The organism is Microbacterium sp. Y356 (genome assembly GCF_059445355.1).
The window spans coordinates 219,173-241,407 of record NZ_JCAIUE010000002.1; the positions used below are offsets into that span (position 1 = coordinate 219,173).

General features: G+C 63.9%; 20 protein-coding genes and 1 tRNA gene. 16 read left to right on the top strand and 5 right to left on the bottom strand.

The features are described 5' to 3' along the window. Positions 1-7 precede the first annotated feature (7 nt). Positions 8-904: a TatD family hydrolase gene (locus AC1C2Q_RS14745; RefSeq protein WP_495450729.1), complete on the top strand. Its 897-nt coding sequence runs from the start codon at positions 8-10 to the stop codon at positions 902-904. Positions 905-1,003: 99 nt separating this feature from the next. Here AC1C2Q_RS14745 and AC1C2Q_RS14750 read toward each other — a convergent pair whose 3' ends face one another. Beyond that, positions 1,004-2,260, bottom strand: a complete 1,257-nt coding sequence (locus AC1C2Q_RS14750) for an MFS transporter (protein ID WP_495450730.1) — start codon at positions 2,258-2,260, stop codon at positions 1,004-1,006. Between the two features lie 35 nt (positions 2,261-2,295). Here AC1C2Q_RS14750 and rsmA point away from each other — a divergent pair, with 35 nt between their 5' ends. The 9 genes from rsmA (at position 2,296) to AC1C2Q_RS14795 (ending at position 12,959) form a co-directional block, all read left to right on the top strand. After that, positions 2,296-3,144, top strand: a complete 849-nt coding sequence (gene rsmA, locus AC1C2Q_RS14755) for a 16S rRNA (adenine(1518)-N(6)/adenine(1519)-N(6))-dimethyltransferase RsmA (RefSeq protein ID WP_495450731.1) — start codon at positions 2,296-2,298, stop codon at positions 3,142-3,144. Positions 3,145-3,153: 9 nt separating this feature from the next. Beyond that, complete coding sequence (mgrA, locus tag AC1C2Q_RS14760; RefSeq protein WP_495431997.1) at positions 3,154-4,221, top strand: L-glyceraldehyde 3-phosphate reductase; 1,068 nt, start codon at positions 3,154-3,156, stop codon at positions 4,219-4,221. Positions 4,222-4,228: 7 nt separating this feature from the next. Next, complete coding sequence (locus tag AC1C2Q_RS14765; RefSeq protein WP_495450732.1) at positions 4,229-5,164, top strand: 4-(cytidine 5'-diphospho)-2-C-methyl-D-erythritol kinase; 936 nt, start codon at positions 4,229-4,231, stop codon at positions 5,162-5,164. A gap of 110 nt (positions 5,165-5,274) precedes the next feature. Beyond that, positions 5,275-5,694, top strand: coding sequence for a hypothetical protein (locus AC1C2Q_RS14770; RefSeq protein ID WP_495450733.1), 420 nt, complete (start codon positions 5,275-5,277; stop codon positions 5,692-5,694). 128 nt (positions 5,695-5,822) lie between these two features. Further along, positions 5,823-6,836 carry a LacI family DNA-binding transcriptional regulator gene (locus tag AC1C2Q_RS14775; protein WP_495432000.1) on the top strand — a complete coding sequence of 338 codons (1,014 nt, stop codon included), beginning with the start codon at positions 5,823-5,825 and terminating at the stop codon, positions 6,834-6,836. A 161-nt stretch (positions 6,837-6,997) separates the two neighbouring features. After that, a complete protein-coding gene (mmsA, locus tag AC1C2Q_RS14780) occupies positions 6,998-8,548 on the top strand; it encodes a multiple monosaccharide ABC transporter ATP-binding protein (protein WP_495432176.1) in 1,551 nt (516 codons plus the stop codon). Then, positions 8,545-9,897: a multiple monosaccharide ABC transporter permease gene (gene mmsB, locus AC1C2Q_RS14785; RefSeq protein WP_495432001.1), complete on the top strand. Its 1,353-nt coding sequence runs from the start codon at positions 8,545-8,547 to the stop codon at positions 9,895-9,897. The genes mmsA and mmsB overlap by 4 nt, the downstream gene beginning before the upstream one ends. 37 nt (positions 9,898-9,934) lie before the next feature. Next, positions 9,935-11,056 carry a substrate-binding domain-containing protein gene (locus AC1C2Q_RS14790; protein WP_495432002.1) on the top strand — a complete coding sequence of 374 codons (1,122 nt, stop codon included), beginning with the start codon at positions 9,935-9,937 and terminating at the stop codon, positions 11,054-11,056. Positions 11,057-11,141: 85 nt separating this feature from the next. Continuing rightward, a complete protein-coding gene (locus AC1C2Q_RS14795; protein ID WP_495450734.1) occupies positions 11,142-12,959 on the top strand; it encodes an ABC-F family ATP-binding cassette domain-containing protein in 1,818 nt (605 codons plus the stop codon). A gap of 34 nt (positions 12,960-12,993) precedes the next feature. On the opposite strand, the gene AC1C2Q_RS14800 is transcribed toward AC1C2Q_RS14795, so the two are convergent. Genes AC1C2Q_RS14800 through AC1C2Q_RS14815 form a run of 4 tightly spaced genes read right to left on the bottom strand, consistent with a single transcriptional unit; the run spans position 12,994 to position 16,578 of the window. Continuing rightward, entirely contained in the window at positions 12,994-13,893 is a 900-nt protein-coding gene (locus tag AC1C2Q_RS14800) for a L,D-transpeptidase (protein ID WP_495450735.1), read from the bottom strand. Next, complete coding sequence (locus AC1C2Q_RS14805; RefSeq protein ID WP_495450852.1) at positions 13,890-14,798, bottom strand: pseudouridine synthase; 909 nt, start codon at positions 14,796-14,798, stop codon at positions 13,890-13,892. The genes AC1C2Q_RS14800 and AC1C2Q_RS14805 overlap by 4 nt, the downstream gene beginning before the upstream one ends. A 5-nt stretch (positions 14,799-14,803) precedes the next feature. Next, positions 14,804-15,298, bottom strand: coding sequence for a MarR family winged helix-turn-helix transcriptional regulator (locus AC1C2Q_RS14810; protein ID WP_495432005.1), 495 nt, complete (start codon positions 15,296-15,298; stop codon positions 14,804-14,806). 35 nt (positions 15,299-15,333) lie between these two features. Further along, complete coding sequence (locus tag AC1C2Q_RS14815; protein WP_495450736.1) at positions 15,334-16,578, bottom strand: HNH endonuclease signature motif containing protein; 1,245 nt, start codon at positions 16,576-16,578, stop codon at positions 15,334-15,336. A 150-nt stretch (positions 16,579-16,728) separates the two neighbouring features. Here AC1C2Q_RS14815 and AC1C2Q_RS14820 point away from each other — a divergent pair. From AC1C2Q_RS14820 to AC1C2Q_RS14845, 6 genes are all read left to right on the top strand, one after another. Next, a tRNA-Gln gene (locus tag AC1C2Q_RS14820) sits at positions 16,729-16,800 on the top strand. A gap of 1 nt (position 16,801) precedes the next feature. Then, a complete protein-coding gene (gene glmU, locus AC1C2Q_RS14825) occupies positions 16,802-18,235 on the top strand; it encodes a bifunctional UDP-N-acetylglucosamine diphosphorylase/glucosamine-1-phosphate N-acetyltransferase GlmU (RefSeq protein WP_495450737.1) in 1,434 nt (477 codons plus the stop codon). Between the two features lie 8 nt (positions 18,236-18,243). Further along, positions 18,244-19,278: a ribose-phosphate diphosphokinase gene (locus AC1C2Q_RS14830; protein ID WP_495432008.1), complete on the top strand. Its 1,035-nt coding sequence runs from the start codon at positions 18,244-18,246 to the stop codon at positions 19,276-19,278. Positions 19,279-19,333: 55 nt separating this feature from the next. Further along, the gene (locus AC1C2Q_RS14835) at positions 19,334-19,756 is read left to right on the top strand and encodes an FMN-binding protein (RefSeq protein ID WP_495450738.1); all 423 of its coding nucleotides are present in this window, start codon (positions 19,334-19,336) and stop codon (positions 19,754-19,756) included. A gap of 6 nt (positions 19,757-19,762) precedes the next feature. Next, complete coding sequence (locus AC1C2Q_RS14840; RefSeq protein WP_495450739.1) at positions 19,763-20,632, top strand: FAD:protein FMN transferase; 870 nt, start codon at positions 19,763-19,765, stop codon at positions 20,630-20,632. 14 nt (positions 20,633-20,646) lie between these two features. Next, positions 20,647-22,221: an FAD-dependent oxidoreductase gene (locus AC1C2Q_RS14845; protein WP_495450740.1), complete on the top strand. Its 1,575-nt coding sequence runs from the start codon at positions 20,647-20,649 to the stop codon at positions 22,219-22,221. The last annotated feature ends 14 nt before the right edge of the window (positions 22,222-22,235 follow it).

A 22,235-nucleotide genomic window follows, 5' to 3' on the forward strand; every position in this document is an offset into this window, starting at 1 on the left:
TTCACGTATGACTTCAGAACAGCCCGAAACGGTGACATACGTGAAGGCTCGCAGCCAGGAAGGGCGCAAGGAACTCAGGTATCCGGCGGCACCCGAACCGCTCATGGTGGGCGTGTATGACAATCACGCGCACCTGGAGATCACGGATGGCGTTGAAGCGCTCAGCCTGAGTGAGCAGCTCGATCGCGCACAGGCCGTCGGCGTGCTCGGCGTCGTGCAGGCATCCGGTGACATCGAGTCATCGCAGTGGGCGGTGGATGCCGCGGCATCCGATCTACGTGTGCTCGCCGCCGTCGCGATTCATCCGAACGACGCCCCGACGTACGCCGAGGCAGGCCAGCTCGATCACGCGATCAGCGTGATCGACGAGCTCGCCGCTCACCCGCGTGTACGCGCAATAGGTGAGACCGGACTGGATTTTTTCCGCACCGAGGAGGACCGTCGCGGTCCGCAGTTCACCTCGTTCGAAGCGCATATCGCCCTCGCTAAGAAGCACGGCATCGCGTTGCAGATCCATGACCGTGACGCGCACGACGCGGTGCTCGAGACCCTGACCCGCGTCGGTGCCCCAGACACGACCGTGTTTCACTGCTTCTCTGGCGACGACGCGATGGCGAGGATCTGCGAGGATGCCGGGTATTACCTATCCTTCGCCGGCAACGTCACGTTCAAGAATGCGCAGAACCTGCGCGATGCCCTGAAAGTCACCCCGCTCGATCGCATCCTGGTCGAAACGGATGCGCCGTTCCTCACTCCTGTGCCGCTGCGCGGCCGGCCGAACGCCCCGTACCTGATCCCGCACACCCTGCGATTCATGGCCGCGGAGCTGGAACTAGACGTCGACGAACTTGCGACCCAGATCGCGGCGAACACCCTCGCGGTCTACGGCTCCTTCGCGGACTGATCGCAGAGGTACGCCCGTAGGTCGATCGGAACACTTGCAGGTCGAGATCAGGGATATCGGCGGACAGTTGTGCCCCGAACCGACATCCGTGTGCGAACGTCAGCAGGCGGCATCCACATCGTCGAGCACGGGTTTGGCGTTCACAATGTGCGAGATCGGCTTCCAGACGATCAGCAGGGTGATCGCCGAACCAACGAACGCGAACCACCAGGGCGCAGTCAGCCCCCAGACTTGAGCGATAACACCGCCGAGCGCCTGGCCGATCACCATGCCGCCGAACACACCGACCATGTTCACCGAGGCGACTCGGCCCTGCAACGCGTGCGGTACGAGCCGCTGGCGCACAGTCGTCGAGATTGTGCCCCAGACGAACGCATAACTGCCGAACACGAACATGATCACAAGCGCCACCCAAGCGAGCGTGGTGAGGGCGAACGCGAGATGCATGACCACCTCCAGCGACAGCGCGACCCGCATGAGCGTGGCGAAGGAGACGTGTCGCTCTAGCCATCCGAACGTCAGCGTGGCGAGGATGCCACCTGTTGCGGATGCCGTTGTGAGGGCGCCGTAGCCGATGGCGCCCATGTGCAGATGCTCGGTTGCGTAGAGGACGAGTACGCCCCAGGGCGCGGCCCACGTGATGTTGAAGGTGAGGATGATCAGCACGAGCATCCGCACTGGCGGGTTCCGCCACATCCATCGCACGCCCTCGGCGATGTCTGTGTGCACCGGCGCCGGCTTCTCCACATCGCGCGGTGGCACTGGTGTGTGCGCCATCCGGGAGATCAGAACGACTGCCAGAGAGACGCACACGACCTCGACGAGGAACGGCCATGCGGAACCGGCTGCGAACAGAAACGCACCGATCGGTGGACCAGCGAACTGGTTGGCGACCAGGTATCCCGCCTGCAGTCGGGCGTTGCCGATACCGAGGTCAGCGGGTTTTACGAGCATGGGCAGCAGGGTGCTGCCCGCGGTGTCGACGAACACCTCTGCCGTGCCATAGAGGAAGGCGACGGCGAGCACGATCCAGATGTTCGCCATGCCAGTGAACAGGAACACGCACAGCGCGACCAGCACGAGCGCACGCGCCGCGTTCGCGAACATCACCATCCGCCGCCTGTCGAACCGGTCGGCGATGGCGCCCGCGTGCAACCCGAAGATCAGCCACGGCAGGAACTGCAGCACGGCCCCTGAGGCGACCAGGATCGGTGATGACGTCATCGAGGCGATCAGCAGGGGAGCTGCCGCCAGGGCGATCCCGTCGCCGACGTTGCTCGTCCATGAGGATGCGAGTAGCCAGCGGAAATCATGGCCCATGCGACGAGGCGCGATGAGCTCTCCGAGAGTGGGCACTCGAACAGAGTACTCGCGTAGGGGAGAATGGCAGGATGACTGTCACGCTGCTCGGCGCCACCGAGATCCGCCGCCTCGCTGCCGAACTTGACGTGACCCCCACCAAGAAGCTCGGCCAGAACTTCGTCGTCGACGCCAACACGGTGCGCAAGATTGTTCAGGTCGGTGCGGTCAAGGCGGGTGAGCGCGTCGTCGAGGTGGGTCCGGGGCTCGGGTCTCTGACGCTTGCGATCCTGGAGGCCGGAGCATCCGTCACCGCCGTCGAGATCGACCATCGGCTTGCCGCACGTCTCCCGGAGACCGCCATCGCGCACGGAGCGCCTGCGGATGCACTGACCGTGGTTGATGCGGATGCACTGCGCATCACCGAGCTCCCAGGGGATCCGACCGTGCTGGTCGCGAACCTGCCGTACAACATTTCGGTGCCGGTGCTGCTGCACTTCATGGAAACTTTCCCGAACTTGCAGCGCGGCGTCGTGATGGTGCAGGCAGAGGTCGGCGAGCGTCTCGCTGCCCCTCCCGGAAGCAAGATCTATGGCACACCGAGCGTGAAAGCCGCCTGGTACGGCAATTGGCGTGTCGGTGGCACCGTATCTCGGCAGGTGTTCTGGCCAGTGCCTAACGTGGACAGCATCCTGGTCGTCTTCGAACGCTCGGAGGTTGTGCGCGGCAGCGAGGAGCTCCGACGGACGACCTTCCGCATCATCGACGCCGCCTTCCAACAGCGTCGCAAGATGCTGCGTCAGGCGCTCTCCGTCGTTCTCGGTGGCACAGCTGCCGAGGCATCCGCAGTTCTAGAGAAAGCCGGCGTTGCACCCACCGCACGTGGTGAGCAGTTGACGATTGATGATTTCGTGCGAATCGCCGAGGCGCTGGACGGCTAACCTGGAGGCGTGACTGAATCTCCGCGCTTCCCCACAAACATCGCCGAGCTCCACCGCCCGTACGTGGCGAAGGAGGATCGCTATCAGCAGTTCGAATACCGCCAGGTCGGTACTTCCGGGCTCTACCTGCCGCCAATTTCACTCGGCCTGTGGTGGAACTTCGGCGACAACATCCCACTGAATAACCAGCGCGCATTGCTGCGCCACGCGTTCGATCGCGGCATTACACACTTCGATCTCGCCAACAACTACGGCCCGCCCTACGGTTCGGCGGAGAAGAACTTCGGCCGCATCTTCGCCGAAGACTTCCGTCCCTATCGTGATGAACTGATCATCTCGTCGAAGGCTGGCTACGACATGTGGCCGGGCCCGTACGGCAACTTCGGCAGCCGAAAGTACGTCCTCGCGAGCGCCGAAAAGTCGCTGACCTCGATGAACCTCGACTACGTCGACATCTTCTACTCGCACCGCGTCGACCCCGTCACACCGATCGAGGAGACTGTCGGTGCGCTGGACACGCTGGTGCGCCAGGGCAAGGCACTCTACGTCGGAATCTCCTCGTACAGCGCCGAGCGCACGGCGAAAGCCGTCGAGGTCGCCCGCGAGCTGGGCACGCCACTGGTGATCCACCAGCCTTCGTACTCGATCCTCAACCGCTGGACCGAGGCCGAGCTCAACGACACCCTCCGCACCGCTGGACTGGGCGCGATCGCGTTCACACCGCTCGCGCAGGGGTTGCTCACCGACAAGTACCTCGGCGACGGCACGGCGGATCGGGCCCAGAAGCGTGGCTCGATCTCTGACCGGCCCCTCTCGGTTGAGGGACTCGCAATCCTCCGCGGCCTGAACGAGGTCGCCAAGGAGCGTGGGCAGTCGCTCGCGCAGATGTCGCTGCAGTGGACGCTGCGCGATCCGGTGGTCGTCTCGGCACTGATCGGCGCTTCGCGCACCGAGCAGCTCGATGAGAACATCGCCGCGATCAACGGTCCGGCGTTCTCGAGCGACGAGTTGGCGCGCATCGATGCGCTCTCCAACGGTATCGACGTCGACCTCTGGGCTTCTTCGTCCACTCTGTGAGATCTTCATGACCCTCGCCGCAGTCCCTGAAGCAGTGCACGTGCGTGCGCCGGGGAAGATCAACGTCTACCTGGGCGTGGGCGGCCGTCACGACGACGGCTACCACGCCCTGGCGACGGTGTTCCAGGCGGTGTCGCTTTACGAGGACGTCATCGCCTATCCGGACGATGGCTTCTCGTTGAGTGTGTCTGGAGTTGATGACCCCAGTACCGTTCCGGTGGACGACAGAAACCTCGCAATGCGCGCGGCGAAAATGCTCGCCGCGGCAACCGGATACACCGGTGGCGTGCACCTCGAGCTGCGAAAGAGCGTGCCGGTCGCGGGTGGAATGGGCGGCGGATCAGCGGATGCTGCGGCCGCTCTCGTCGCGTGCGATGCACTGTGGGGCACCGGGCTCTCGCCACAGCGTCTGCACGAGCTTGCCGCCCGTCTGGGGGCCGATGTGCCCTTTGCGCTCCACGGCGGCACCGCGGTGGGCACCGGGCGCGGTGACCAGCTCAATCCGGCACTTGCACGTGGCCGTTTTGACTGGGTGCTCGTGACCAGTGAAGAGGGGCTGTCGACGCCGGCGATCTATGGACGACTTGACGAACACCGAGCGCAGCACGGCGCCCTGAGCGATGACCCGCCGCTCTCGTTGGACGTGCCGATTCCGGTGCTGCAGGCACTACGTGCGGGGGATCCGCACTCGCTGGCGGCGTCGATGTACAACGATCTGGAGGTGCCGGCTCTGCTGGCACGACCCAGCCTGGATGAGGTCATCAAAGCGGGACTGGATGCCGGCGCTCTCAGCGGCATCGTCTCCGGCTCCGGTCCTACCATCGCCTTCCTCTGCGAGACACCGGAGAGCGCGCGGTATGTGCAGGGAGAGCTGCAGGCCTCCGGCCGCGTGGCTCTGCACGTGCACGGACCGGTGCCGGGCGCACGGATCATGTCGGCCTGAGTTCACTTGCGCTTCTGAATTCACTCAGTCTTCACCCGAATCTGTGATCGGGAGTGGTAGCCGCGGCCTAGCGTTGTGGGCAACGAAGCTCGCCGAAATCAGGAGTGATCATGGGTCTGTTCAACCGCAAGTCGATGCAGGAGCGTCAGGAAGACGCGATGAAGATGGCCGATGACATCGGCCAGGGACGCGGTTTCGTCGGAAAGATGACCAAGACCATCATGGGCGGTGAGTTCACTGAATCAGTGCAACAGGCCACCGCATCGATGCATCAGGCGGAGCACGTCGCAGGGCTGCGAGCAGCTGGCTTTCCCACAGAGACGGCGACCGTGACTGCGATGCAGGACACCGGGCAGACCATCAACGACAATCCGAACATCGTGCTCACGCTCGACCTTGCCGGTCACCCGGTGGCGCTGGCGACGCTGGTGTCGCGCCTGGAGATTCCTCGAGTGGGGGAGCAGGTGCTCGTGATGCGTGACGCGCAGACGGGAAACCTGCTTTACGCAGGGCTTGCGCCGCGCGTCTGACCGTTGCCAGGAAGCCGTCTGATCGTACGAATGTGACAACGCCGACGGCCCGTCGGATGCGCCGATTGTGTGTGAGGGACATAATGGAGTGATCCATGTGACCGTGCACATGCAGAGGAGGCGTTGTGATGGCAGCCTCCGGCGACCGTGCGCGCGTTCCCAGCATCCGCGACGTCGCCCGGTTGGCTGGGGTGTCGCATCAGACCGTCTCTCGTGTGCTGAACGATCATCCAAGCATTCGCCCCGAGACAAAGAAGCGCGTGCAGGATGCGATCGCCGTTCTCGACTACAAGCCGAACCTCGCGGCGCGCGCGCTCGTCACGAGCCAGTCGCGCACGATCGGCATTCTGTCAGCCACCATCGGTGAGTTTGGTCCGACGTCATCGATCGCGAGCATCGAAGATGCCGCGCGTGCGCAGGGATACTCGGTCACCACGGTGAACCTGCCGGAGACCACGCCCGAGGCAATCGGCGATGCAATCCGTCAGCTCGGCCGTGAGCAGGTCAGTGGCATCGTCGCGCTCGCGCCGCAGGTGCGCGTGTTCAACGTGCTGCGAGGTATGGCGGTGGGCGTGCCGTTCGTCAGTCTGCAGACGGCGTCGGGGTCTGACGGTTTCACTCTTTCCGCCGATCAGGTGGCCGGCGCACGCGCGGTGACAGAGCATCTGATTTCCCTCGGTCACACCGAAATCCTGCACCTTGCGGGCCCCCAGGACTGGATCGAGGCGGAGTCGCGCATGCGTGGCTATCTCGATGCTTTGCGCGAGGCGGACCTGCCGACCTTCCCGCCGATTCGCGGGGACTGGACCGCGGATTTCGGCTATTTTGCCGGGACGGAGCTGGCGCGACGCCCAGACTTCACCGCGGTCTTCGCCGCGAATGACCTCATGGCCATCGGCCTTATGCACGGCTTCCGGGATGCCGGGATCGAGGTGCCGCGCCAGGTCAGCGTCGTAGGCTTTGATGACATTCCGGTCGCGGCACACGTCTGGCCTCCGCTGACAACCGTGCATCAGGACTTCCCCATGATTGGGCAGCGCGCCGTGCAGATCCTGCTCGCCGAGATTCGTGGCGAGGTTGTGCCGGAATTCGGCCCTGTTGTGCCTCAGTTGCGGATGCGCGCCTCCAGCGCATCCCACTAGCTCTCCGCTAGCGCATCGCAATAACGCATCTCGATAACGCAACGAGAATCGGTGTCCACTTGACACCAGCGTTCAGTGAGCGCAATATTGTGTCTCATGTGAACGGTCACATTAGAGTGGCCGCCGAGTATCGAGGAAGATTCGTGAGCAACACAGCAACGATGCCGGCCGTATCCGGGCCGATCTTGGAGATGCGCAGCATCACCAAGGAGTTTCCCGGAGTGAAAGCCCTCTCAGAGGTGTCCATCTCCGTGCGAGCGGGCGAGATCCACGCCATCTGCGGTGAGAACGGCGCAGGCAAGTCGACTCTCATGAAGGTGCTCTCCGGGGTCTACCCGTACGGCACCTACGACGGCGACATCCTGCTCTACGGCGAGGAACAGCGCTTCAAGGACATCGCGGCCAGCGAGCAGGCGGGTATCGCGATCATCCACCAGGAGCTCGCACTGATCCCAGAACTGTCGATCACGGAGAACATCTTCCTCGGCAATGAGATCTCCAGCGCTGGAGTGATCGACTGGCGCGCTGCCAAGACCCGCGCCATCGAGCTGCTTGCCCGTGTCGGTCTCAGCGAAGACCCCGACCTGGCGATCAAACACCTCGGCGTCGGCAAACAGCAGCTCATCGAAATCGCGAAGGCGCTCAACAAGGACGTCCGTCTCCTCATCCTCGACGAGCCGACGGCCGCGCTGAACGAGAACGACTCCCAGCACCTGCTGGATCTGATCCTCGGTCTCAAGGCCAAGGGGATCGCCTCGATCATGATCAGCCACAAGCTGAACGAGATCGAGCAGATCGCCGATGAGATCACGATCATTCGTGATGGTCGCACCGTCGAGACGCTCGACATCTCCAAGGGCGAGATTAACGAGGACCGCATCATCCGCGGCATGGTGGGTCGGTCACTCGAGAGCCGGTATCCTGACCGCACGCCAGAGATCGGCGAGGTGTTCTTCGAGGTCAAGGACTGGTGGGTCCAGCATCCGACAGTCTCCGAGCGCATGGTCGTCAAGGGATCCAGCCTGAACGTCCGCCGTGGCGAGGTCGTCGGAATCGCCGGGCTCATGGGCGCCGGTCGCACCGAGTTCGCCCGCAGCATCTTCGGCCGCTCGTACGGCACGTTCCTCAGCGGGCAGATGTTCAAGGACGGCGAGCAGATCGAGCTTCGCGACGTGTCCAGCGCCATTCGTCATGGACTCGCGTATGTCAGCGAGGACCGCAAGAGCCTGGGGCTGAACCTGCTCGACACGATCAAGCGCTCCATCGTCTCCGCGAAGCTGTCGAAGATCGCCAAACGCGGCGTCGTCGATAACCGCGAGGAGTTCGCGATCGCTGAACGCTACCGCAAGGCGCTGCGCATCAAGACGCCAACTGTCGACGAGGGTGTAGGCAAGTTGTCCGGCGGAAATCAGCAGAAGGTCGTGCTGGCGAAGTGGATGTTCACCGACCCCGACCTGCTGATCCTCGATGAGCCGACCCGCGGCATCGACGTCGGCGCGAAGTATGAGATCTACTCGATCATCAACGAGCTCGCAGCCTCCGGCAAGGGCGTCATCGTGATCTCCAGCGAGCTGCCAGAGCTGATGGGCATCTCCGACCGTATCTACACGATCTTCGAGGGACGCGTCACCGACTGCATCCCCGCCGATCAAGCAACCCCGGAGGCGCTCATGCGCAGCATGACCTCCACGAACCAGAAGGCGAGCGCATGAGCACCACGACCACCGAGACCGAGAAGCAGGGCTTCCACTTCGGCGATATCAAGAAGATTTTCGGCGGCGGCACGTCGTCGCTGCGCCAGTTCGGCATCCTCGGAAGCCTCATCGCGATCATCATCATCTTCCAGGTGCTGACCTTCGTGATCAAGGGCCAGGGGCTGACGCTGTCCTCCGGCAACCTGATCAACGTCATCAACCAGTACTCGTACATCCTGATCCTCGCGATCGGCATGGTGATGGTCATCATCATGGGACACATCGATCTCTCGGTCGGCTCGGTCGCAGCGTTCACGGGCATCATCGTGGCGAAGTCGATGGCCGAATGGAACATCCCCTGGCCGCTGGCGATCGTGCTCGGCCTGGTCGTCGGTGCGCTGGTCGGTGCCTGGCAAGGATTCTGGGTCGCCTACGTCGGGGTGCCGGCGTTCATCGTGACGCTTGCAGGTATGTTGCTGTTCCGTGGCGCCAACCAGTGGGTCGGCGACTCGCAGTCCATTCCCGTACCCGCCGGATTCCAGAAGATCGGCGCCGGATATCTCCCTGAGCTGGGAGTTCCGCTGAACTTCAACGTGTGGACCATGGTCCTCGCCATCATCGGCGCGGCATGGGTAATCGTCTGGGAGCTGCGCACCCGTCGGGTGCAGGCGAAGATGGGCTCGGATCGCGCGCCGGTCTGGGTGAGCGTGACCAAGGTCGTCATCCTGTCGGTGGTCATCCTTGTCGCCGGCTGGTTGTTCGCCAACGGGCGCCCCGGCACGAGTTTCCCGATCTCGGGCCTCATCCTGCTTGCTCTCGTCATCCTGTACTCCTTCATCACTCAGAGCACTGTGTTCGGTCGCCACATCTACGCGGTCGGTGGCAACCGTCAGGCTGCCCGCCTGTCGGGTGTGAAGGATCGCAAGGTCGACTTCTTCGTGATGATGAACATGTCGTTGCTCGCCGCTGTCGCCGGAATGATCTATGTCGCCCGCGCCACGGCATCCGGTCCTCAGGACGGAAACGGCTGGGAGCTGGACGCCATCGCCTCGGTCTTCATCGGAGGCGCTGCCGTCTCGGGCGGTATCGGCACGGTGATCGGCTCGATCATCGGTGGCCTCGTCATGGCGTTCCTGAACAACGGACTCCAGCTCCTCGGCGCAGGCGCCGACGTCGTCTCGATGATCAAGGGCCTCGTGTTGTTGTTCGCCGTCGGCATTGACGTGTGGAACAAGCAGCAGGGTCGGCCCTCGCTGATCGGGTTCATGACGCGCAACCGCAATCGTCAGGACGCGTCAAACCTCACCGACTATTCAACCTCCGCCGCGGGCACCGCGAGCGGCAAGAAGGAGACGCCGTCGAACTGAGACGGTAGTCCCCACACACCAGAGAGAAAGAGATCGCATGAAGAGAATGGCATGGACGGCGACAGCGTTGGTCGCCGTGACAGCTCTCGCCCTCACCGGATGCTCCTCCGAGCGCGGCGGCGGCGACACCGGAACGGGAACCGAAGAGGAGACCGCCGCCGGATTCGAGGCAGGTTCGACGATCGGTGTCGCACTTCCGGACAAGACCAGTGAGAACTGGGTGCTCGCAGGTCAGCTGTTCACCGACGGTCTTGAGGCCGCAGGATTCAAGGCTGACGTCCAGTACGCGCCGGCCAGCAACACCGTCGCGGAGCAGCAGAACCAGATCCAGGCCATGGTGACCGGTGGCGCGAAGGTCATCATCATCGGGGCGAAGGATGGCAAGCAGCTTGCCACGCAGGTGCAGGCAGCTCAGGATGCCGGCGTCTACGTGATCGCATACGACCGTCTCATCGAGAACACCAAGGCAGTCGACTTCTACGTCGCGTTCGACAACTTCAAGGTCGGCGAACTGCAGGGCAATGCGCTGCTGCAGGGTCTTGACGAGCGAGCAGCCCACGATGCGCCGTACAACGTCGAGTTGTTCTCGGGATCGCCGGATGACGCGAACTCGGCCGTGTTCTTCGACGGTGCGATGAGCGTTCTGCAGCCGAAGATCGACGATGGCACGCTTGTCGTCAGCTCGGGACAGACCGAGATCGAACAGACTGCAACCGAAGGCTGGAAGGCAGAGAATGCCCAGCGCCGGATGGACTCGCTTCTGACGTCGACCTACGGCACCGCGGAGCTCGATGGAGTTCTGTCGCCGAACGACACGCTGGCTCGCGCCATCATCACCTCGGTGCAGCAGGCCGGAAAGACCGTTCCGGTCGTCACCGGCCAGGATTCCGAAGTCGAGTCGGTGAAGTCGATCATGGAGGGCATCCAGTTCTCCACGATCAACAAGGACACCGCGCTCCTCGTTGAGCAGTCGATCAAGATGGTCGGCCAGCTGCAGAAGGGCGAGGAAGTCGACGTCAACGACACCGAGTCCTACGACAACGGCGAGAAGATCGTGCCGGCATACCTTCTTGAGCCGCTGATCGTCACGAAGGACAACGCTCTCGAGGCGTATGCCAACGTGCCGAGCCTGCTGGAGATTGTGAAGTCGTTCCAGTAACGACTTCTCGTTGGGGACGTGGAAGCCGTCCGGGCCTGGTGCCCGGGCGGCTTCTCCCATGTATGACGACTACCCTTGAGGGGACATGGCACATCTTCTTGGGGCCGAGGCCCTCCACCTGGAATACCCGACCAAAGTCGTATTCGACTCCATCACCCTCGGCATCGAGGAGGGGGATCGGATCGGCATCGTCGGACGCAACGGCGACGGCAAGTCCAGCCTGCTGGCGATGCTCGCCGGCCGCAAGGAGCCGGATGGCGGGCGCGTCACGATGCGTGCAGGCACCACCGTCGGCGTGCTGGATCAGGCAGACACCCTCGATGACTCGCTCACGATCGCCCAGAGCGTCGTCGGCGATGTGCCGGAGTACGAATGGGCAGGTGACGCGCGCGTGCGCGACGTCATCCAAGGGCTGCTCGCGGACCTCGACTGGGACGCGCCTGTGCTGGGGCTCAGCGGTGGCCAGCGTCGCCGTGTCGCGCTCGCTACTCTCCTGGTCAAGGACTGGGACATCATCGCGCTCGACGAGCCGACCAACCACCTCGACGTCGAGGCGATCACCTGGCTCGCAGGGCACTTGAACAGGCGTTGGGCGGTGAACTCCGGCGCTTTCCTCGTCGTCACACACGACCGGTGGTTCCTCGATGAGGTCTGCAATGAGACCTGGGAGGTCCACGACCGGATCGTCGAGCCCTTCGAGGGTGGGTACGCCGCGTACATCTTGCAGCGTGTGGAGCGCGACCGGATGTCGTCGGCGACGGAGGCCAAGCGTCAGAACCTCGCACGCAAGGAGCTCGCGTGGTTGCGCCGCGGAGCACCTGCACGCAGCACCAAGCCGAAGTTCCGCATCGATGCGGCAAACGAACTCATCGCCGACGTGCCAGAGATTCGTGACGCCGTATCGCTGCAGTCGCTTGCCGTTTCGCGGCTGGGTAAAGACGTCGTCGACCTGCTGGATGCAGGCGTCACCTACCCTTCGAGAGGGTCTGGGATCGGCGAGGGTGAGCGCGAAGTGCTCCGCGATGTGGAATGGCGTATCGCGCCCGGCGAGCGCACCGGCATCCTCGGCGTGAACGGTGCGGGAAAATCGACGCTACTGGGGCTTGTCGCTGGCACCATCGAGCCGACCAGCGGTCGGGTCAAGCGCGGCACGACCGTCAAGGTGCAGACGCTGACACAGCGCATCGATGAGCTCACTGCGGTCTGGAACGATCCGGTGCGAAAGGTCATCGAGGGCCTTCGCACCGAGTACACGTTCGGTACCGGCTCGAAGGCGCAGGCGCTCACGCCAGGCCAGCTGCTCGAGCGTCTCGGCTTCTCATCCGCGCAGCTGTCGACGCCGGTGAAGGATCTCTCGGGTGGTCAGCAGCGCCGGCTGCAGTTGCTGCTCGTTTTGCTTGAGCAGCCGAACGTGCTGATCCTCGACGAGCCGACCAACGACATGGACACCGACATGCTCGCGGCGATCGAGGATCTGCTGGACTCGTGGCCTGGCACACTCCTCGTGGTCAGCCATGACCGATACTTCATCGAGCGCGTCACCGACCAGCAGTTCGCCGTCATGGGCGGCAAGCTCCGTCACCTGCCAGGAGGAGTGGATGAGTACCTCCGCCTCCGCACAGCAGAACAGAATGCTCCGCGGTCGCAGGGGGCCTCGACAACCGCTCGGGCATCCGGCCTTGACGGTGCAGCGCTGCGCGTTGCTCAGAAGGAAGTCGCGGCAGTAGAGCGAAAGATCCAGAAGCTGACGCAGCAGATCGACAAGGCGAAGCACGCTCTCGTCGAGCACGATCAGTCAGACTATGAGGGTCTCGCTGCCAAGATGAAGCGGATCAGCACGCTGCAGGCCGAGGTCGAAGAGCACGAGGCGCGCTGGTTGCAGCTCAGCGACCAGCTCGGCTGAGCTCGAGAGGGACCGAACCCGCGTCAGTCGCTCGTCAGGGATGGATGCTGACGCCGGTGCCCTCCGGCAGTTCGGAGAGCCTTGTGATGGCCGCTTCGTCAACGCGGATGCATCCGTTCGAGATGGCCCCGCTGCGATTGTCGTGATAGTGAAACGCGGTCACAGCGACGTTCGTGCCGCCGAAACCGTCGAGAACGGGCGACTGCAGCGACAGGTAGGCGATCGGGTGACCGCGCGTGTAATCGAACGAGGTGACCTCGGTCAGGTGGATGAAGGATCGCCCGATCGGGGTGGGGGATTCTTCAGCACCCGATGCGAAGTCTGTCGCGATGCGCTCGGGAACGCCGGCGCGCACGATATCTATCGTGCGCGCAGACAAGCTCACCTCGACCGTGGTGTCCATGATCGCCAGTTCGACATCAGCCGTGCGCATCCATCCCGTCAGCTGCGCTGAATTACCTTCGGACGGGATGCTCTGGCGCCCAGTCAGCAGCACGCGCACCCAGTTCTCCTGCTGCTCCACCACGGCGACCGTGGTGCCGCCGTACCGGTGCTCCCGCGGCAGCGCGGCCACCGGCTCTCCGAGCGGATCGGCCCAGACCGGCGCGGCAGCTGCGATGGCGCGGGCTGTGTAGCCGGCAAACGGCGCCTCCGGGTCGGTGTCGATCGGAAGATCCTGCAGCACGGCGAACACATTCGCCTCTGGAAGTGCAAGGGCGTCGTAGACGGCGGTGTTCGCCGGGAAGCCTGTCGGAGTCGGCGTGGGAGTAGGCGTCGGAACCGGAGTAGCGGTCGGCGCACTGGTGGCGGGCGAGGCGACGTCCGGAGAGGCGTCTGAGCGCGGCCAGACTACGGCGAGGACAACGACCAGCGCGACAACCAGGGCACCGATGACGCCGATGAGGGTCCACTCACGCGGCCCGAGCCGCTTCATGGCGCGTACCGTAACCTGCGGCGCGTCAAGAACTCACGGTGCTCGCCCGTCAGTGGATCGATGAAGCGCAGCTCTCTGGCGAGCAGTTGGAGCGGCCGTTCATGGTCGTCGGGCTTCTCGTCGGTGAGCACCGGGTAGAGATTGTCGTGCAGGATCCCGGTGCCCAAGGAAGCAAGATGCACCCGCAGTTGATGCATCTTGCCGGTGTGCGGACGCAGCAACGTGTGGATGAATCGATCGTTGGCATCGATCAGCTCGATGAGGGTCTCCGAGTTCGGCTCTCGTGACGGATCGACCTCAACACAAAGCTGACCGCGCAGCTTTTCGATATGGGTGCGAACTGTCACGGGGAACGAGTTCTCCCAGCGTTCGGGCCGTGCGGATACCGCCTCGTAGACCTTCGTGATCTGCCGATTCTGGAACATCACCTGGTAAGCGCCGCGCGTCTGCACGCGGGCAGAGAACATCAGCAGCCCGGCGGTAGCGCGGTCGAGTCGGTGGATCGGCGCGAGATCTGCATTGTCGAGTTGCCTCCGCAATCGCACGAGCGCTGAGTTCTGCACATACTTCCCGGCTGGGGTGCTCGGCAGAAAATGCGGTTTGTCGATCACGACGAGATCGTCGTCCTGATACAGAATCTCGGCGTGGAACGGGATCTCGGTCTCCGCCGGCGGCTCACGGTAGTACCAGACGAACTCCTCGGCATCCAGGGGAGTGTGACGGGTCAAGGCTGAGCCGTCAGCGGCGACAATCTCACCGCGATCGAAGCGTTCGCGTAACCATTCCGGATCGAGATGGAAGAAGCGTTCGACCATGTACGCGCTCGCTGTCGGCCAGGGGCCTGTGCGTGGCAGATGCAGGCGCGTGGCGCCGACGCCATCGCGGACGGGGAGCGGGGAGGACATCGCCATCAGGAGTCGTAGCTCAGGCTGAGCTTGCGCAGCAGGGATGCCATCCGGTCACGGTCGCCCCTGGTCAGCACTCGCAATAATTCGGCTTCGACGTCGACGAGGCGGGTTATCGCGGCATCAACCCTGATGAGGCCATCGTCGGTGAGCGTGACCAGGACGCTGCGGCCATCTCCTGGATCGGCCTCTCGGCGCACGAAGCGGCGCCCCACCAACCGGTCGATCCGGTTCGTCATGGTGCCGCTGGAGACGAGGGTCTGCTGCAGCAGCTGCTTGGGAGAGAGCTGGAACGGTGTTCCCGCCCGGCGAAGCGCGGAAAGAACATCCCACTCCCAGGTCTCGATGTCACTACGACGGAACACATCGCGGCGTGCGCGGTCGAGGTGCTTGGAGAGGCGATCCATCCGGGAGAGCACCTCGAGAGGCGAGAAATCGAGGTCGGGGCGCTGGGTGTTCCACGCGCCGACGATCCGGTCGACTTCATCTGCCTCGCTCATCTGTCCATTATCGTCTCAGACGAACAGTTGTCTTCTCAGGCGAACATCACTCGTCGCGTCGGCTCATCGATGTACTCGCGTCCGAGCGGACTCGTCCACACCAGAGTTCCTTCTGGTTCCTGCCGAACGGTCCATCGATGACGGACATCGACATCAGGGTGCTTCAGGGGGTGATGACTCGTGCAGAATTCCGCGAGATTGTTGAGTGATGTTGGCCCACCCAATGCGCGATCAAAATTGTGATCGATCTGGCAACGGACCGCCTTGACTCGGCATCCGGGGAATCGGCAGTGCTGATCTCGAGCCCGTAGATAGCGCTTCATCCTGTTCGACGGCACGTAAGTGTCGACGTTCGTGACCATTCCGCTCGGGTCGAGGAATAGACGAGAGAAACTCGGCGCATACCCGGCCAGCGTACGAGCGATGTCTGGATGGATCGGTCCGACTCCGTCGAGCTCAGCCATCAGATCATCGCGGCCCAGGAGCGTGTTCGCGGCGATCGTCACCTGGACAGAGGGGCGCAACGCCTCCATATCGGACCCTGTGAGGCATGACGGCATGGCTGTGAGCAGCAGGTCGCAAAAGATATCGGCTCGACGCTGATCCATCGTTCGATCGTCGTCCAGGGTCTTGGCCATGGCGGTCAGGCGGTCGATGATGGCGAACGCGATAATCTCAGGAATCACCGAGAGGAACTGTGCCATCGCATCGGAAGTGGACCGGGCCGAAACCTTGCGTTCTTCTCTTGCCTCACGGTGAGCCTGCTCGAGGCTCACGGGGCGGAGCGCCGCCGTCACGGCGCGGGCATGGACGCGTGTGCGTGCAGCCGTCGTCGTGCATGCGTACGGTACGACGTCGCGTTCGTACGCGGCGCGCAGGGTCGCGCCGTTATCTGCACCGTCGTGCGCTCCTTCTGGCGCAGCATCCAGAATCACTTCCGCATGCCGCCGGCTGATGCGGCCGTCGCGAAGAGCCTGGAGGGTTGCAGGGAAATCTGCTGCTAGCGCGACCCCGTAGCTGAACTGAATGTCCATTGTGTTCGGGGAGACGTGTCCTGCGGCCGCGAACTCGGCGACCATGGAGCGCTGCGCCATCGAACTGTAGACGATCGTGGGATCGGTCTCGTATGCGAGCAACTCGGCGCGTTCTGCGAGTGCCATGGCCCGCAGCGCTTCCAACGACGCGATCTGGGAACCCAGATCGACCCATTCATCAAGCAGATCAGCGCGACGGTCGGTGGCGACCGAAGGATCCGTTCGAAGCTGCTCTGCGATGGGCATACTCCATTATCGAAGATAAATACGAGTAAGTCAAGATGATGAGGCGCGAATACTCGTATATATCTCTGGTGCGTAGCGATACAGGATTTCATTGGTCAGGGAGTGCCCCCTCGGGCATGGCAGAATTGTCTCGCGGCCTCATCGCCGCGGTCCGCCGTAGTGTAATGGCAGCACGACAGCCTTTGGAGCTGTTAAGTCTAGGTTCGAATCCTGGCGGCGGAGCATGACGGAGAACAAGCTCGCGATCATCGTGCTCGCCGCAGGGCAGGGCACCCGCATGAAGTCTCGATTGCCGAAAGTGCTCCATTCGATCAGCGGACGTTCGCTCGTCGGACATGTGCTGACCACTGCATCCCGTCTCGGCGCGGAGCGCATCGAGGTCGTGGTCCGTCACGAGCGCGACCGCGTCGTCGCGGTGCTCGCCGAGCAGTACCCGGACGCCATCGTCGTCGACCAGGACGAGATTCCAGGCACCGGGCGCGCGGTGCAGATCGCTGTCGACGCGCTGCCGGAAGACTTCGTGGGTGACGTTCTCGTGCTCTCCGGCGACGTGCCACTGCTGGAGGCCGAGACCCTCCAGGCACTTGTTGACGCGCACCGAGGAGCCTCCGCTGCGGCCACTGTGCTCAGCGCGCTGCTGGACGACCCGACCGGCTACGGCCGCATCATCCGCGACGCCACCGGCACCGTGGCGCGCATCGTGGAGCAGAAGGATGCCACGGCAGAAGAGGCGGCGGTCGCCGAAATCAACTCCGGCGTCTATGTGTTCCGTGCCTCCGCGCTGCGCACGTTCCTGACGAAGGTCGACCAGAACAACGCGCAGGGTGAGATGTACCTCACCGATGTGATCGGGCTACTGCGTGATGCGCAGGAGATCGTCGCAGCCGAGATCGCCGTGGATACCGCCGCGACCTTCGGCATCAATGACCGGGTTCAACTTGCTGAGGCCGGCCGCGTGCTCAACGACCGCATCGTGCGCCGCTGGCAGCGCGAGGGTGTCACGATCATCGACCCCGCGACCACCTGGATCGATGACGACGCGAAGCTCGCTGCGGACGTCACGATCCTGCCGAACACGATCATCTCCGGTGCGACCGTCATCGAATCCGGTGCCGTGATCGGACCAGACACGTCGCTGGTCGACACCGAGGTCGGTGAGGACGCCGTCATCCGCCGGGCCGATGTCACGCTCGCCGTCATCGGCGCCGGCGCCAACGTCGGACCGTTCGCCTACGTTCGCCCAGGCACGGTGCTTGGCGCGAACGGCAAGATCGGCACCTTCGTCGAGACGAAGAACTCGCAGATCGGTGAGGGCAGCAAGGTTCCGCATCTCTCGTACGTCGGTGACACCACGATCGGTGAACGAGTCAACCTCGGCGCCGGAGCGATCACCGCGAACTACGACGACATCGTCAAGCACCGCACCGAGATCGGTGACGAGGTGCACACGGGCTCGCATAACGTCTTCGTCGCGCCGGTTAGGATTGGTGCTGGTGCGAAGACCGGAGCGGGAGCAATCGTCCGCAAGGACGTCCCCGCTGGTGCCCTAGCCTTGAGTGTCGCCCCTCAGCGCAATGTCGAGGGGTGGGTCGAGAAGAATCGTGCCGGGACGGGCGCCGCAGAAGTGGCATCCCGAGCGAATAAAACCGCAGAGTAAGGCTGGTCATGGGGCACAAGAAGAAGACCGTTGAACTGGATCGGGACAACGGTGTGGCCCCCGGGCTCATCGCGAAGACCAAGAAGCGGCTCGTCGTCGCAGGCGGTCGTTCGCACCCAGAGTTGACTGCGGCGGTCGCCGAAGGACTCGGCATCCAGCCGGTACCCGTCGAACACCGCACGTTCGCCTCAGGTGAGATTTACGCCCGCTTCGAGGTCTCGATCCGCGGATGCGACCTGTTCCTCATTCAGACCTTCGGTACGCCGGTCAATGAGTGGCTCATGGAGACGCTCATCATGATCGATGCCGCGAAGCGTGCTTCTGCCAAGCGCATCACCGTCGTCGCCCCGTACTACCCGTACTCCCGTCAGGACAAGAAGGGTCGCGGTCGCGAGCCGATCAGTGCCCGCCTCGTCGCAGACCTGCTCAAGACTGCCGGTGCCGACCGTGTGATGAGCGTCGACCTGCACGCCGCGCAGATTCAGGGCTTCTTCGACGGCCCCGTCGACCACCTGTTCGCCAAGCCTGTGCTGCTGGAGCACTTCAAAGCGAACCTCACTCCCGAAGACCGTGAAACCCTCACGATCGTCTCGCCCGATATGGGCCGGGTCCGGGTGGCTGACACCTGGTCAGATAGCCTGGGCGCCCCGCTGGCGATCATCCACAAGCGCCGCGACCCGAAGGTCGCCAACCAGGTCTCGGTGCACGAGATCGTCGGCGCCGTCGAAGGCCGCACCTGCCTTCTCGTCGACGACATGATCGACACCGGTGGCACCATCGTCAAGGCCGCACAGGCGCTGAAGTCTGCAGGCGCGCGCCGCGTCATCGTCGCAGCCACGCACGCGATCTTCAGCGACCCGGCGAGTGAGCGTCTTCAGGATGCTTCGATTGACGAGGTCGTCGTCACCGACACCATCCCGCTAAGCGAGTCGCGTCGCTGGGATGGGCTCATTGTGCTGCCGATCGCCCCGCTGCTGGCCCGCGCCGTCCACGAGGTGTTTGAGGACGGTTCTGTCACCAGCATGTTCGGCGGCGACGCGTAACCGACGCTTCGATCGGCACAGCCTGCGCATAGCGGGCCGTTCTAATCTCGAACCCATGATCAGCTCGACTGTCCCGTCATCCGTTCGCAAGAGCGCAGCCGTCGCAGGCGTCGCAGGACTTCTGGTTCTGGCCGGATGCTCCGGTGCAGCTGACGCAGAGGCAGGCCCACCGGCCGGCGACGAATACGTCGACGGCACCTACACGGCCGAGGGTTCGTACCAGACGCCAGAGACGGTGGAGCAGATCTCGGTGACGCTCAGCCTTGAAGGCGGCGTCGTCACCGATGTCGAGGTGGCCGGTGAACCGCAGGCGCGGGAGACCGAGCAGTATCAGGGCCAATTCATCGGCGGGATCGCCGAAGAAGTGGTCGGCGTCTCAATCGACGAGCTGAACGTGAGTCGCGTCGCCGGTTCGTCGCTGACCAGCGGCGGATTCAACTCTGCAGTGGCCGACATCAAAGAGCAGGCCGCGGCCTAGTCCACGATGTCCGTCTGGCGCTTCGACGCGATCGGCACCCGGTGGGAGATCGAGACCGAAAGCCCGCTGAAGAAGGCGCAGCGCGCGGCGATCGATTCCCTCATCGAAGACTTCGACCTGACCTGGTCCCGCTTTCGTGATGATTCGCTGGTGACACACCTTTCGCTGGCTGGTGGTACGGCTGCGATACCGGCGGATGCCGCGGCAATGCTCGACACGTATCGCGAACTGTCCGCAGCAACCGAGGGAGCCGTGAACCCGTTGGTGGGGGAGAGTCTCAACGCGCTCGGCTACGACGCTGCATACTCCCTCGCTGCCGTGGAGCCGCAGGCGGCGCCGTCCGATTGGGCCAGCATCCTCACCTGGTCGGAATTGCAGCTGTCGCTGGCATCCGCTGGGGTGATCGATGTCGGCGCGCTCGGCAAGGGACGACTCGTCGATCTCGTGGTCGACGCTCTCTCCGACGTCGACGGCGACCTCATCGTCGATGCGGGTGGCGATCTCGCCGTGCGGGGCTCCGAGGTGCGTATCGGTCTGGAGCACCCGTTTGATGCATCCAAGGCGATCGGCATCGCGACGATCCGTGATCAGGCGCTGTGCGCATCCGCCATCAATCGGCGCGCGTGGGGCGACGGTCTGCACCACGTGCTGGATGCTCGCACCGGCAGGCCGGTGCGCACGTGGGCAGCGACGTGGGCGATCGCCCCCGACGCGATGCGGGCGGATGCCGCGGCCACCGCACTGTTCTTCGATGGAGGTGCGGAGCTCGCTGACCGCTGGGATGTGCGGTGGGTGCGAATGAGCACCGACGGACGCTCACAGCGCTCCACGGATGCCCCGGTTGAGCTGTTCACGACCTCAGCGGGCCACGGATAGGGAAGAGTTGTTCTGTGACATCTTCATTCATCGCCATCCGTCAACGAGTGCTCGCCGTTCTCGGTGCCGTGTCCATGTACCGGCTGGTGTTCTTCGCACTGGCGACGCTCGCGCTCATCGCGCTGGTGTTGTCGGCGTTCGGCGTGATTGTGTCGCCGACACCGCTGGAGCTCGTCGTCTCGTTCTTCGTGCTCGCCGTGGTGATCTCTGCCGTCGATGCGGGAGCGCAGCGACTTCTGCATCTGCCATGGCGGGTGGAGTCTTCGCTGGTAACCGCGCTGATTCTGCTGTTCGTCATGAGGCCAGGGGTCGAGCCCGCGAGCATCCTCGGTCTCGCCCTGGCAGGTGCCCTCGCGAGCCTGTCGAAGTACGTCATCGCCTGGCGGGGTAGGCACATCCTGAACCCCGCGGCGTTCGGTGCAGCCGTTGTCACGATTGTCGGCTCTTTCGGTGCATTTGAATGGCTCGGCACTTCGGCCTCCTGGTGGGTCGGAAACCCAGCTCTCGCGATCCCGGTCGCAGTCTTCGGGCTGGTCGTGCTGTGGCGCACTGAGAAGGTGCGTGTGGTACTGGTCTTCTTGCTGATCGCCGTCGGCACTGCGGTCGTGCGCCAAGCGGTGCAGGCGCAGCAGTTTGACATCGACTTCGACCTTGTATCCGCGCTTCAGTTCGCTCTGTTGCAGTCGCCATACCTGTTCCTCGGCGTGTTCATGGTCTCAGAGCCTCTGACGAGCCCGCCCCGGCGCTGGCAGCAGTTCTCGGTCGCGGCGCTGGTTGGTGTGCTCGCCGGCTGGCCGATCCTCGTCGGCGGACTTTTCACGCTGGGCCAGGAACGGGCGTTGCTGATCGGGAACCTGCTCGCAGTGGCCTTCGCGCTGCGTGGATCTGTGCGGCTCACTCTTCAGAAGCGCGAGTTCATCACCCCGACGGCGCAGGAATTGACCTTCCGGGCCAAGGGGAAGCTGAAGTTCGTGCCGGGGCAGTACCTCGAGCTCGATGTGCCGCACCACCGCCCGGATGCTCGCGGCACCCGCCGTGAGTTCAGCATCGTCTCGGCGCCGGCAGACCTCCCGACACTACGGATCGCGTACAAGAATGGCGATCAGAAGCATCCGTCTTCGTATAAGCGAGCATTGGCGAGCGCCGAGCCGGGTGCCACCCTCGCCGTCACCGGCACCTGGGGCGATTTCGTGCTGCCGCACGGTGATGTGCCGTTGCTTATGGTCGCCGCAGGCATCGGCGTCACACCATTCGTCTCGCAGCTGCGGCAGATGCAGGCCGATGGCGTGCACCGCGATGTCGTGCTGGTCTATGTCGCCGCCGAGGCCGCAGAGCTCGCGTTCCGCGCCGAACTCGAGGCGACCGGCGTGCGCACGATCGTGTTCACACGGGATGCCCCAGAGCGTCTGCCCGAGCACTGGACGTGGGCGCAAGGGGTGCGTCTGGATGCAGAGGGTCTGGAACGAGTGGTTCCCGACATCTCGACGAGGCACACGTTCATCTCAGGTCCGCCGAGGTTGCTCGCGGATCTCGCCCCTGCTCTGCAGAAGGCGCGCACCCTGACGACGGACGCCTTCGCCGGCTACTGAGGGGAGCCTTCGCA

Bases quoted from the DNA above. Each gene is read 5' to 3' on its own strand.
- AC1C2Q_RS14775 (WP_495432000.1), top strand. From the start codon at position 5,823: ATGGCAGCCTCCGGCGACCGTGCGCGCGTTCCCAGCATCCGCGACGTC.
- AC1C2Q_RS14835 (WP_495450738.1), top strand. From the start codon at position 19,334: ATGATCAGCTCGACTGTCCCGTCATCCGTTCGCAAGAGCGCAGCCGTC.
- AC1C2Q_RS14800 (WP_495450735.1), bottom strand. From the start codon at position 13,893: ATGAAGCGGCTCGGGCCGCGTGAGTGGACCCTCATCGGCGTCATCGGT.
- AC1C2Q_RS14770 (WP_495450733.1), top strand. From the start codon at position 5,275: ATGGGTCTGTTCAACCGCAAGTCGATGCAGGAGCGTCAGGAAGACGCG.
- AC1C2Q_RS14830 (WP_495432008.1), top strand. From the start codon at position 18,244: ATGGGGCACAAGAAGAAGACCGTTGAACTGGATCGGGACAACGGTGTG.
- AC1C2Q_RS14765 (WP_495450732.1), top strand. From the start codon at position 4,229: ATGACCCTCGCCGCAGTCCCTGAAGCAGTGCACGTGCGTGCGCCGGGG.
- AC1C2Q_RS14745 (WP_495450729.1), top strand. From the start codon at position 8: ATGACTTCAGAACAGCCCGAAACGGTGACATACGTGAAGGCTCGCAGC.
- AC1C2Q_RS14840 (WP_495450739.1), top strand. From the start codon at position 19,763: ATGTCCGTCTGGCGCTTCGACGCGATCGGCACCCGGTGGGAGATCGAG.
- glmU (WP_495450737.1), top strand. From the start codon at position 16,802: ATGACGGAGAACAAGCTCGCGATCATCGTGCTCGCCGCAGGGCAGGGC.
- AC1C2Q_RS14815 (WP_495450736.1), bottom strand. From the start codon at position 16,578: ATGCCCATCGCAGAGCAGCTTCGAACGGATCCTTCGGTCGCCACCGAC.
- AC1C2Q_RS14810 (WP_495432005.1), bottom strand. From the start codon at position 15,298: ATGAGCGAGGCAGATGAAGTCGACCGGATCGTCGGCGCGTGGAACACC.
- AC1C2Q_RS14795 (WP_495450734.1), top strand. From the start codon at position 11,142: ATGGCACATCTTCTTGGGGCCGAGGCCCTCCACCTGGAATACCCGACC.
- AC1C2Q_RS14805 (WP_495450852.1), bottom strand. From the start codon at position 14,798: ATGTCCTCCCCGCTCCCCGTCCGCGATGGCGTCGGCGCCACGCGCCTG.
- AC1C2Q_RS14790 (WP_495432002.1), top strand. From the start codon at position 9,935: ATGAAGAGAATGGCATGGACGGCGACAGCGTTGGTCGCCGTGACAGCT.
- rsmA (WP_495450731.1), top strand. From the start codon at position 2,296: ATGACTGTCACGCTGCTCGGCGCCACCGAGATCCGCCGCCTCGCTGCC.
- mmsA (WP_495432176.1), top strand. From the start codon at position 6,998: ATGCCGGCCGTATCCGGGCCGATCTTGGAGATGCGCAGCATCACCAAG.
- mmsB (WP_495432001.1), top strand. From the start codon at position 8,545: ATGAGCACCACGACCACCGAGACCGAGAAGCAGGGCTTCCACTTCGGC.